This window comes from Methanooceanicella nereidis, assembly GCF_021023085.1.
Taxonomy (GTDB): domain Archaea; phylum Halobacteriota; class Methanocellia; order Methanocellales; family Methanocellaceae; genus Methanooceanicella; species Methanooceanicella nereidis.
The window spans coordinates 136,312-148,092 of record NZ_PGCK01000010.1; the positions used below are offsets into that span (position 1 = coordinate 136,312).

11 protein-coding genes are annotated in these 11,781 nt (G+C 47.0%); 3 read left to right on the forward strand and 8 right to left on the reverse strand.

The annotated features are described in order from the left end of the window. Window positions 1–107 precede the first annotated feature (107 nt). The 8 genes from CUJ83_RS12270 to CUJ83_RS12305 form a co-directional block, all read right to left on the reverse strand. Window positions 108–1,502 carry a hypothetical protein gene (locus CUJ83_RS12270; RefSeq protein WP_230742614.1) on the reverse strand — a complete coding sequence of 465 codons (1,395 nt, stop codon included), beginning with the start codon at window positions 1,500–1,502 and terminating at the stop codon, window positions 108–110. Window positions 1,503–1,658: 156 nt separating this feature from the next. After that, window positions 1,659–1,979 carry a hypothetical protein gene (locus CUJ83_RS12275; RefSeq protein ID WP_230742615.1) on the reverse strand — a complete coding sequence of 107 codons (321 nt, stop codon included), beginning with the start codon at window positions 1,977–1,979 and terminating at the stop codon, window positions 1,659–1,661. Between the two features lie 136 nt (window positions 1,980–2,115). Next, entirely contained in the window at window positions 2,116–2,772 is a 657-nt protein-coding gene (locus tag CUJ83_RS12280; RefSeq protein ID WP_230742616.1) for a peroxiredoxin, read from the reverse strand. Window positions 2,773–2,879: 107 nt separating this feature from the next. Further along, complete coding sequence (locus CUJ83_RS12285) at window positions 2,880–4,295, reverse strand: carboxypeptidase regulatory-like domain-containing protein (protein ID WP_230742617.1); 1,416 nt, start codon at window positions 4,293–4,295, stop codon at window positions 2,880–2,882. Window positions 4,296–4,653: 358 nt separating this feature from the next. Next, on the reverse strand, window positions 4,654–5,070 hold the full coding sequence (locus CUJ83_RS12290; protein WP_230742618.1) for a SprT family zinc-dependent metalloprotease: 417 nt from the start codon (window positions 5,068–5,070) through the stop codon (window positions 4,654–4,656). 86 nt (window positions 5,071–5,156) lie between these two features. Further along, window positions 5,157–5,675: a PUA domain-containing protein gene (locus CUJ83_RS12295; protein ID WP_230742619.1), complete on the reverse strand. Its 519-nt coding sequence runs from the start codon at window positions 5,673–5,675 to the stop codon at window positions 5,157–5,159. Continuing rightward, window positions 5,668–6,633, reverse strand: a complete 966-nt coding sequence (locus tag CUJ83_RS12300) for an NOL1/NOP2/sun family putative RNA methylase (RefSeq protein WP_230742620.1) — start codon at window positions 6,631–6,633, stop codon at window positions 5,668–5,670. Before CUJ83_RS12300 ends, CUJ83_RS12295 begins: the two co-directional genes overlap by 8 nt. Continuing rightward, on the reverse strand, window positions 6,618–7,301 hold the full coding sequence (locus CUJ83_RS12305) for a 2,5-diamino-6-(ribosylamino)-4(3H)-pyrimidinone 5'-phosphate reductase (RefSeq protein ID WP_230742621.1): 684 nt from the start codon (window positions 7,299–7,301) through the stop codon (window positions 6,618–6,620). Before CUJ83_RS12305 ends, CUJ83_RS12300 begins: the two co-directional genes overlap by 16 nt. A 179-nt stretch (window positions 7,302–7,480) precedes the next feature. Between CUJ83_RS12305 and CUJ83_RS12310 the strand changes: the two genes are divergently transcribed. The 3 genes from CUJ83_RS12310 (at window position 7,481) to CUJ83_RS12320 (ending at window position 11,340) form a co-directional block, all read left to right on the forward strand. After that, window positions 7,481–7,921 (forward strand): hypothetical protein, encoded by a 441-nt coding sequence (locus CUJ83_RS12310; protein ID WP_230742622.1) that lies wholly within the window; start codon window positions 7,481–7,483, stop codon window positions 7,919–7,921. A 268-nt stretch (window positions 7,922–8,189) separates the two neighbouring features. Then, window positions 8,190–8,429, forward strand: a complete 240-nt coding sequence (locus CUJ83_RS12315) for a hypothetical protein (protein ID WP_230742623.1) — start codon at window positions 8,190–8,192, stop codon at window positions 8,427–8,429. A gap of 145 nt (window positions 8,430–8,574) precedes the next feature. Next, the gene (locus tag CUJ83_RS12320; protein ID WP_230742624.1) at window positions 8,575–11,340 is read left to right on the forward strand and encodes a family B DNA polymerase; all 2,766 of its coding nucleotides are present in this window, start codon (window positions 8,575–8,577) and stop codon (window positions 11,338–11,340) included. The last annotated feature ends 441 nt before the right edge of the window (window positions 11,341–11,781 follow it).

The following is an 11,781-nucleotide window of genomic DNA, read 5'->3' on the forward strand; positions in this document are numbered from 1 at the left end:
CCCATTTTTATATTCAAAGGGAACATGGCATTTTTATTATAGTTTATAAGATTAAAGGTCAATACATTACTATATTAAGAGATTATATGATAAATAGTTAACAATCGCTATTTTTTAAACCCTTCGTCAAACCTGTCGCCGAACTCCCCGATGTCAAGCAGCCTTACGACACTTTTATTATCGAACATCAGGACATACCCATAGTTCCTTAATGTGTTAAGGCTTTCATAGAGCCCGAAATCGTCGATGCCCAGGGAGGATCTCAGGTTAGATAATGGAACTTCCATATTTCCGGTCTCTTTGGCGGTTTTCCTGATCTCGAGATATATCCGGATATCACGCCTTGTAAGCTCACTGTTGAAATGATCCATGCGCACGCTTCTTTTTGAGCCGCCGACGAGAATGTCCCTGAGCTCCATCCCGTCATACATATACCGCAGGTCCGCGAATTTTTCTACCTGCATCTCCCAGATCCCGTCCAGAAGCTCATCCTGTATCTTTAGCTGAGATTCGATGATCCGGGAGGCTTCTCCTAAAAATTTGAATATCGCGTTATTCTGCGTCAGCCTCAGCCTTGCAAGCGATTCGGCGACCTTTATTTCGGCGAACGGCTTGAATTTCAGGTCTACCCTCGACTTTTCAAGGTCCTTGCGGACACGTATTATGCTACGCTCCAAAAGCTTTATGTCCTTTTTTCTTATATGCGGCTTGCAGATAAGCGCCGAAAGCTGGTACGATACTACGTCGGAGGACAGCGGCTGCCTGAAGCGATATTTTGACTGGTGCTGGATTATCGGCAGGTTCACCATCAGCGACGTCTTGTTCTCCACAAGAAGGTTTACCTCGCTGCACTTTTTCAAGAGCGACGTCACGGATCTTTCTTCATCCTTTGTGGATAGCGCCTTATACATGTATGATGGGTTAAAGGATTTGAAGCCGGAAGGTATCATGTTAAGTATGCCTTTTTTAAAGTTCCTTATCTCTTTCTTATCATCTATGAAAGCATCCCGAAAGACTGTCAGCCCTCCGTTCCCGATCTCGTTGCTCGGGCAACTCACCACCTGAAGCGGCAATATGTGGTGAAGAAAGTCTTTTTCGGCATTATCATAATTGATCGTCGTATAATGTATAAACTCGTCCAGGTACAGCCTTGGCTTTGGCAGTACCTCGAAAAGCTCCTTATCCCCCAGAGGAGTGATCCCCTTTACCCCATAAGATCTGAACCTTTTCGGATACCTTTCGATATGCGGAGGCCCGTCCGCATTCACCTGTACGAACTGCCCCTCCGAGGGATATGGCTGGTCGTACATTTCCGGAAACACATAATAAACGGGATCGCCCATCGGATCTAAAAAGGGGCTTTTTGAAAGAGTGAACACCCGGTTGCCTCCGCCTTTCAGCCAGGTGAACCAGCCCCAGTGCTCCTTATCGCTATCGAACAGTAGCGCTCGCTCAAAGTCTGCGAACTCGCTTCCGATCCAGTCCCTCTTTAGCCCCGTCATGATCGAATGCTTATAGTCCGGCTAGATAATAAAACTAATTTTTCAGGATAAAAATATCCTTTCGATAAAAATACCGGATAACACAAATTTAAGGATATTGACAAGGGCATTTTCTTTCATATACGGCCTTACAGGGTAGAAATTACCTTGAAAATATCATGATGTTTTTTTCTTCTCCGTCTCCTTGAAAGCATCGACCATCAGAGGGAATATCCTGCCCATGATGTCAGCGTCGCTGAAATTTTTATCGATGCCTGCCTGGTTGATTATGTCCAGAATATTGGAGGAAGTGGGAGCAGAGCCCCTGATCTTGTATTGCCAGTATGTCTTTACGATGAAACGCATAAAATCTGATTTATCATTGAAGATCCCCTTCAGTATCAGCTCATCCAGAGTGTTCATGGATTCCGCCGAAAGAGACAGGTCAGGGGCCTTTTCTCTAGAAAATACAGTACTCACGATGTCCTTAAAATCCATAATTACCAAATTTATAAAAAGGATATATTTATTTAAGATTTCCTGACAAATTTATTGAAATAAATCCGGGAAAAAAGAAAATAGATATCGCTAAACATCACTCAGGCATATTCAGCGAATAAGTCATGTGACGATCTTACACTTTTTTCTTGCAGAAGTACCAATCTTTACAGTCGTACCCTTCCTTTAGCCTTTTATCTGCGGCTTCCTGAGTGGCCGGAGGCGGCACTATGACCGGATCTCCCGGCTTCCAGTTCGCAGGGGTCGCTATCTTTTCCTTATCCACAAGCTGTAATGAATCGATCACCCTCAATAGCTCGTCCATGTTCCTGCCGGTAGACATGGGATAATATACCATTGCACGCAGCATGCCGTTAGGGTCGATGAAAAACACAGATCTTACCGCGGAAGTATCGCTCAAGCCGGGATGGACCATATTATATGCTTTTGCCACCTTCATGTCAAGGTCGGCTATGACAGGGAAGGGTATGTGGACACCCATTTTTTCCTCGATATTACGTACCCAGGCTATATGCGAATAAACGCTATCGATGCTAAGGCCGATCACCTGTACGTTACGCTTTGCGAACTCGTCGAACAGCTTCGCGAATGCCATGAACTCCGTTGTGCATACAGGCGTGAAATCCGCAGGATGGGAAAACAGTAGTACCCATTTTCCTTTAAACTGTGATAATTTAACCCTACCGTGCGTGGTATTTGCTTCGAATTCGGGTGCGGGCTCCCCGAGTATCAGCGGCTTTGGCGCCGGCATACAGCATTCTTCTTCATGCATATAAATATCACCATAAATATATTTACTGGATATTATTATAACCTATTCGGTAGGAAGAGAAGGGAATACCATAAAATCTCCGGGCTTTTTCGTGTTAAAAATTAAAATCATTTTTTAGGGGAGATCGTCACTAAGAGGACTGACGCCAGCCCGCAGAACAAGGATAAGAATACGACTGCCACTCCGAAACTATAAAGGGGGCTTGAATCGACATCAGGTTCCGCCACTGTCGCCTCAGCAGGCGTAGCCGTATTTACCGGGGACGATGTCGGTTCCGGCGTGTTGATGGGCGCGGCAGGGACAGGAATATGGAACATCATAGTTACGGATGCCTTATCGACATCAAGCCATAAAGGTGCGTTAGCTGTTAGCCCGTTCTTTACGGCTTCAATGCCGTAGTTCCCATACCTGACGCTGTCAAAAGTGAATGACCCGTCATAGCCCGATCTCACAGACATGACCGGCTCAAGTTTATCCCCTTTTACGAGACTGATCGTAACATCTGCCCCTGCGACAGGACTTGAGTCTGAGTCCAGGACCATACCTTTTACCATACCATATTTTAACGAGGATAAGACGATGTCATGTACGTAAGACCCGCTTACGACCCTCACATCAGTCGAATTATTAAACGAGCAATAATTTGCGGCGACCCGGTAGTCCCCCGCAGGGAGTATTGTGTAGCGATATACCCCTGAAGAGTCCGCAACGGACCTGCCGTCATTTGCATAGCCCGGGTCTTCCGAACTATTATAGCCGACATACCGGGAGCCGTCCCACCGGTAGAGGTAAACGCTGGCATAAGGGACTGGTTTCATCCCGGCGTCATATACAGTGCCTGTGATAATATTCGGATTAACGTGATCGATTTTAAGCCCTACAGAGCGGCTGTTCTTGCCGGATTCCAAAATGGTCGCCTTAATGCTTACATTCCTGGATAGCGTATCGGCAGGAATACGGCCATATTCCACAGTCATCCCGTCTTTCAACGGTAATGTGATATCATATTTGTTCCCTTCCCCCGGGAAAAGGCCGGGCGCAGCATAGTAGGACTCCTGAATTAGCCTGACGTTGAAGCCGTCAGGCAGAGGGTCGCCATTAGTGTCCCTTGCAGTGATAGTTATGTTAATAGTCGACGATCCGTCCGCCTTGATCGATGCGGAGCCGGCCGTCAGCGTGAACTGGCCGATGATCGGGTACATCCTTATGGCCACTATGGAGGATGTATTAGAGTAAACGTTGAACTGCTGCGTAGTGCTCTGACCCCAGCCGGGCTTATCGGCGATCAATCGATAAAGGCCGGCCGTTTCCGACGGCTCGACGTTAGTTATATAGAAATTGCCTTGCTGGTCGGTGTTCAGTATCGACGCGACATTATCATACTTATCGAGAAGTTTTATGTCGCAGTTTTCTACGCCTTTGATCCCATCGGGTAATGTGACCCTGCCGATGATATAGCCCGTAGAGGCGGCATTAGCGGGTTCGCTGCTTACTAAAATATAATTAATGAAAGCTAAATTCAATATTAGAATTATAAATATGCAATAAAATCTAACATTATTTATTTTCATGCCATACATCAGAACTATGCGGTCATATTAAAATTTTTTGTATGACAATTGTAATTACTAAGTGCTGTGCCCCGCTAGTTCATGATCTTAGTATATTTTTTTAACCACAAAGCGCACAAAGGAACACAATGGTACACAAAGGACTTTTTATAAAGTTATCATATTCTTAAAAAAAAAATTGTGGACCCTCGAGCCCTTAGCGCCCTTCGTGGTGAAAAAAACGTGTCCTTGGTTGCCTTTGTGGTGATCTTGATCAAAGATGAACTTACATACACATTAAACAAGTTACAGGACATAACGCTAAGAACCATCATTTGCCTTTTACCCTTTTCTTTTTCATGACACCTTCGACGAAGTGCTTTTTCCATCCCTCGGAAATATCATAGACAGTATCGATCCGGGCCTTTACCTCCCTGTCTATCCTGCCCCCGGCATGCGGGCGTGACGACCCGTGAGCTTTTTCCAGGTCTACGTCCCCGTTACGTATATGCTCCAGCTCATGGCATATCGTCTCCAGTAAAAATTCCCGCGGAGGCTCATGCTCCAGAACCTTCCGGTTTAAAAATATCACCCAGCGGTGATCTCCGTTAATAGTTTTTATCGCCCTCACTTTAGCGAAAACGACCTTCCTTCGCGTAAGGGTCATGTCAAGGGTGTCGAGGCCTATCATATGGTCTTTGAGCTCCGGGTAGTATCCGCGTGCCGCTTCGAAAATGTCGTCAAGCATGCGCCTATGGAAATGACGTTAATGGCTAAAATGATTACGACAGGGATGCGCTATGGAAAAATCAGGATTTAGTTACTATAAAAAAATTAAAATTCAGATTGGCTCCGGATGTACAGGCCAAGGTCGGCTTCTGTATTGACAGTCACCCTATCCGCGAACAGGCCGCTATAGTCGAACCTGGACCTGCCCAGCCCTATCGCCTCGCCATACTTATTGGCGATTATGATCTTATCGTTCTGCTCTATACTTTCATCCGCCCAGTTAATTGATGTGCCGAAGACGTCTCTCCCGTAAAGGACGAGGGATTCTGCCTGGCCGACCACCTTGATCTTTTTCCTGTCGGACATCTTTGAGATCAGGTAAGCGCCCTCAAGGCTGAGGTTAAGCTGCTTTTTGCCGATCTCCCCGATATGCAGCCCTGCCGTGACGGGTTCCGGTTCTTTTCCCATGAGATAGTATTTGGCCTCGGGCGTGACCGCGAACACGTCGTTCTTTTCTCCCTGCCTTATGACGAACTCAAGTTCCTGTGAAAGCTCAAACGCTCCCCAGTAATCAAGGCTTCTTCTGAGGACTGTAAGCTCGATCTTTTTCAAACCTCTATACATTCTTCAACCTCGCGACAAAAAACCCTGACGTTCCATGGATATGCGGGTACAGCCTTCTGGCGTTCACTACCTGCGGATCGAACTTTAGCTCCCCGAAAGATCTTAGCCCCGGCTCGCCATAAGGGATAGGCTCAACCTTCATGCCATGCTCTTTTATCGCATGGTCCACGATAAGCTCATTTTCTTCCGGAGCGAACGAGCACGTTGAATATACGAGCACGCCGCCCGGTTTAAGGCATTCGTACGCGGCATCGATCAGCTCTGTTTGCATATTCGAGCAATATTCTATGTCCGATATGTCCCTGCTGGTTTTCCGGGTCCTGTCTTTAGCTATGACACCTTCCCCTGTACAGGGAGCGTCCAGCATGATCTTATCCGCCCTGATGTCGAGCTTTGAAAGCTCGCGCGCGTCCATTCCATATACGACCGTGTTCATCACACCGCATCTGCCAAGGTTCAGCATAAGCCCCGGCATTCTTGCAGGTTCCGCCTCTATTGCGATAAGGATACCCTCATTGTTCATCAGCTGCGCCAGGTGCGTGGTCTTTCCGCCGGGCGATGCTGCCATGTCGATGACGACGTCGCCGGGCACCGGCGCCAGCGCGAGGGCGGGCACCATCGACGACATGTCCTGAATATAGAACAGGCCCAATAGATGCTCGGCTGAAGCCCCTATAGAATAAGGCTCGGACATCACCTCAAGGCAGTCGGGAAGGTCGAGTGCCTTTACGATGAATCCTTTGTCCGTAAGCCTCTTTATGAGAGCGTTGGCCGAGACCTTGATGGTGTTCACTCTAATATATGTCCTTGGCGGCTCTTCCATGCTCGCAAGGAACTTTTCCAGGTCCGGGACGAACCGGGCGAACCGGGCGACCATATACTCGTCGTACCGGTATTTCCGGGCCAGCCCCTTTACTTTTTCATCAGCTTTAAATTCCTGTATCACTTTACTCGCCACGTTAAAACTATCCCTTCATCCATGGGCTCGAATTTTTTTAGCTCTAGCCCGATGGCCTCTTCCCGCTCCAGAATGCCTTCGCCGTCCATGAATGTGGGCGCGTCTTTTCCGCCGATTATCAAATTGCCCACGAACACGGATATTTCATCGACAAGGCCGGACCGGACCATTCCCCAGTTGAGCGTTGCGCCGCCTTCGACCATCAGGCGGTTTATTTCGCGGTTCTTCAGCCCATGGGCCATTTCCACCAGGTCTACCTGGCATTCGCCGGCCACAAGTATCTCAGCTTTTTTGCTTAAAGCCTCGACACGATCTGCGGGCGCTGACCTTGATACGACAATGATCCTTTTCCCCGTGCCTTTCTTAAATATATCCGCATCAAGCGGCGTTCTCGCCTGGCTGTCTACAACTATCCTGACAGGATTTTCGTCAAGACCGCTCTCCACCCTTTTTCTGCGGCGCTCTTCGGACTTTACGGTAAGGCTCGGGTCATCGGCCAGCACTGTGCCTATTCCCACCATCACCGCGTCGGAGCCGGCGCGCAGTCCGTCTACACGGTCGAAGTCGGTCTTGCCCGATATCTTGACCTGTTTTCTCTTTTTTGTCGATATTTTGCCGTCCGCGCTCATCGCCGAATTAATGAATGTGAAAGGTCTGTCCTTAAGCATGATTATGCCTTTAGCAGGGCATTTGTATAAACCTTGCTATGATTATATGACTTACGCTGGAACAGTAACGAATAATCCACCGTAATAACCGGTCTTTTATGAATAATCCGTGATTATTGACTGTTATATCAATATATAAATTAATTTATATTTTTATTTACATATAATAATACAGTATTGTGAAAATTAGCAAGCTTCTTTTAATGTCATCGATAATATTCTATGTTTTCTATGACATCCTGTCGACCCTGGCGGCTTTCAACTATCTCGGGACGTTTGATTATGAGAAGAGCGCCCTGATAAAAGCCTCATTTGATATGGCAGGAGTCCCGGGATTTATACTTATTAAGATAATATTATCGCTGCTTGCATTATTCATCGCATATTCCCTGATAGAGCGTTATGACAGGCTCAGCGGGTTCGGGATAGGGATACTCACAGGCGCCACCGTGTCAGGGATATTCGTAGGGACCTCGAACATGAACATCGTATTTAACGGCTCGTCCATATGGCTGATGGGAATGGACAGCGGAACGATCGCAGCGATCATTATCCTGGGATGTTCGCTGCTGGGATTCCTTCTAACTCCGGGGCATAATGCCACTTTGAATGCCAGATGATCGTCGATACATACCCATTTCAATTTCATATTACCATAATCGCAATTAACGTAATAATAATTAGATAAGTGATACAAAACAAATAAATACGCTAAAAACATTTTTGACTATGTAGTGCAGGGGTTTCATATAAGACCGTCCTACAGCAATAACAATCGTATGTTATTAGATAATCGGTGGTCGGGAAGGCAGGGATGTTCACTTGGGCGCATATCGTAAATTGTCTGTCAATGCATTACGCACTGGGGTTTTGTGCGGGATTGCTGGCATGGCTGTCGATGTGGACCATATTCCGCATATTGTCTTCAATGCCTCTCTCCCGGTACTCTTTAACACATTTCATTTTGGAACGGGAAGGTTTCTTCATCCTGCTATTTTCTATATCGGTTGCGCTTGTATCGCATGTATTGGAGGATTACTGGTACTCGATCTTCTAGTGATGATCGTATCAGCCGTAGCCGCCAGGATCATAAAAGCCGTTGAAAGCATAGGAAATCTTGATAATTGATCGATTATCGGGATAGGATATGAAAACGCCTTATATAAATGGCATTTTTATGCGCACGGTCATGCTTCAATACTTTTGGACCGGGGGTCTTAATTATATAGTTTGAAGGCTTGTACATCAAATAATCAATAATAAGGTGATGCAGATGCAGGCTTCTTTCGACGTAAGGCTCCTGGATTCGACGTACGAGGTCGTCCAAAAGGAAACCCCTCAAGGAAATGATAGAGAGGACGTCATAGTAAAGCTATACGGAAAGACGCGCGAAAACAAGAGCGTCACTATACTATGTCCTGACTTTAAGCCGTATTTCCATGTCTTTGAGCCGACAGGAGAGTTGAGAAAAACTTTAGAGTCACACGAGGACGTTTTATCGGTCAGCGATGTCAAATTAGAGTATAAAGGCAGCGTTGAAGAATTTTTAGAGGTAAAGGTAAGGGCACCGTGGCTTGTCCCGAGGTTCAGGTCGGATCATGAGCTTCAACATAAGACTATTTACCTTGAGAACCCCCCTGCTGAATTGCTGGAACAGTTAAGGGCGGAACAGGATGTCTCGGATGTGATTCCGGGACATGAAGTCAAAGTAAGCACCATCGATCGCGTCTATTCTCAAAAGCTGATCCACAAATATGGCCTTTTTAAATATATGGACGCGAAAGAGCAGGAAAAGTTCAGGAGCAAAGGAACGTTCTTTGCCGCGGACATTGTCTTCACTAACCGTTTTATCTATGACATGGACATGGAAACGTGCATATCGGTCAAAGGCGAAGTGATCGAAACAAAAAGCCAGTATACCACTGATATAGTGCTAAAAGCATCAGAGTTCGGCAAATGCGACATCTTTACCCCCGGATTAAAGATCATGAGCTTCGACATTGAAAGCTCGATAAAATACGGCAACATTTACTGTATCTGTCTTACCGTCCTAGACGAGGCCACAGGCGCCATAGAGGAAAGGATGATAAGCTCGGTATTCGGGCCGAGAACCGAGGATATGTCTCCCGGAGAGAAGGATGACAGGGACGAGGATGAGCGGCGCATGCTCAGGGAATTCATAGAGGAAGTAAGAAAACTTGACCCTGACATAATCACAGGATATAACATCAACAATTTCGACCTTGCCATGCTGTACGACAGGTCGAACCTGCTGTTAGGCAATAACAATAACAACAACGGGGAAAAGCAGAAAAAGCCCGCCGGGGAGTTTATGACCATCGGCAGGGATTCGCTCGGCCTTACCCGGAGAGAGAACCGTACTACGGGATTCGTGAACTGGGACCTTAAAGGAAGGATCGTACTTGACGCATGGCTCTCGGTCAAGAAAGAGCTCAGGCCAAAGAGAGAGGGGCTGGGTTATGTTTCGGCCATGCTGTTTAACGATACTAAAGATAACATCAACAGCACGAAGATGGATGAAGAATGGGTAAACCGCAGGGACGAAGTTGTAAAATATTGTCTTAAGGACGCGGACCTTGCCCTGCGCATCCTTACACATCCCCGTATCAACACGGTCAACAAGCTTATGGACGTCGCGATCCCGTCAAAATTACCAGTCAAGGAAGTATCAGGCGGCCAGAACAGGATGATCGAGAGCCTGCTGATAAGGATGGTCGACAGGGAGAAGATCGCCGTGCCGATGTCTACGGGGGAGACCTATGATTATGAGGGCGGATTCGTATACGAGACCAAGCCCGGATTATGGGAATGGGTCATAGGGCTTGACTTTTCTTCGATGTATCCCTCGCAGATCATAAAGCATAATATCTGCTTCACCACCGTCACAAAAAATAAGGATGAAGCGGAACACGTGTCTCCGATGAACGCATTCTTCCTGCCTCACGAGAAACGCCACGGCATAGTGCCCCGGATGGTGGAAGGGCTGCTCACTTCGAGAAAACAGGCAAAGGCGATGATGAAGCAGGCAAAGGCGGACGGGGACTCGGATAAGGCAGAGTATTATAACAGGCTTCAGAATGCCATCAAGGTATTATCCAACGCCACATACGGTTACTTCGGGACAAAGTTTTGCAGGTGGCCGTTCAATAAGTATATAGCGCCCAGCATTACAGCCTGGGCCAGGGAAGAGATCAGGATGGTCGTAAGCACCCTGGAATCCCGCGGCTACACGGTCATCGCAGGGGATACGGATTCGGTCTTCTTCACTTCGAAAGACCATCGCAACGTCGAGGACTGTAAGCTTCTAGGGTTCAGGATCCAGCAGGAGTTCTCGGAAGGTAACATGCATCTCGAGCTCGAAAAGATAATGGAGAGGTTCTTCGCACACGCCAAGAAAAGGTATTTCGGCAAGATAATATGGCCGGAGGAAACGCTCCTTATCAGGGGGTACGAGCCCAGGCGAACCGACTCTTTCGATCTCCAGAGCGAGACGATGACGAAGGTATTCCAGATAGTCCTGGAAGGCAAGCCCGACGATGCTGTGAATTATTCGAAGGACACTATCGAGAATACTTTAAAAGGAAGGATAGACCTGAGCTCTCTGGTGATATCAAAGAGCGTTAACGATTTTGACAGCTATGACAACCCCGACTCACTCGTACATGTGAATGTCGCTAAACGCCTTCAGGAAATGGGTTACGAGTTCACGCCAGGGATGAAGACGCCTTTTATAATAACGAACGCCTCGGTGCAGCCGATAAAGGCGGAGCCGATAATAGAAGGTGTGCCGTTCACGGCCAGGCCCGATTACAAGTATTATGCCGAGCGCCTTGCAATGGCATTGTCCCGGATCACTGAGGCTTTCGGGTGCGATGAGAGGACGCTGATGCAGGGTAACTCGCAGCGTACGCTGGAGTTCTTCTGCGAGGAAAAGCCGGTGATAAAGGCAGAGCCAGCAGCCGGCAAAGAGCAGTCTAAAAAGATTAAGCAGACAGCCACGCTAGATATGTTCATGTGATGAAGGGGTCATTCACATAGTAGTTTGGCCTTATATCACCTGTTTTATTTTATCGTCTTTTTACCACATAGCGCACAAAGGCAACCAGGGGCACTGTTCTCACCACGAAGGGCGCTAAGGGCTCGAGGGTACACCAGTTTCCACCACAAAGCGCACAAAGGCGACAAAGGAACACTAATTTTCACCACAAAGCGCACAAAGGAACACAAAGGCACACAAAGGACTTTTTTAGAAGGTTATCATATACTTAAAAAAATTTGTGGACCTTATTCGCCTTGGTGCGCTTCGTGGTGAAAAATGGTGAACCCTTGTTGCCAGTAGTTGTGATGGTGTTTAGTTGGTTGTTTGGATAGGGGTTGTGGTTGTTTTCTTTTTCTTAATATTTTGTTGGTGTTTTGATTAATCGATTGTTTTTGTTGATTAATGGTTTGAGAAGCTGTG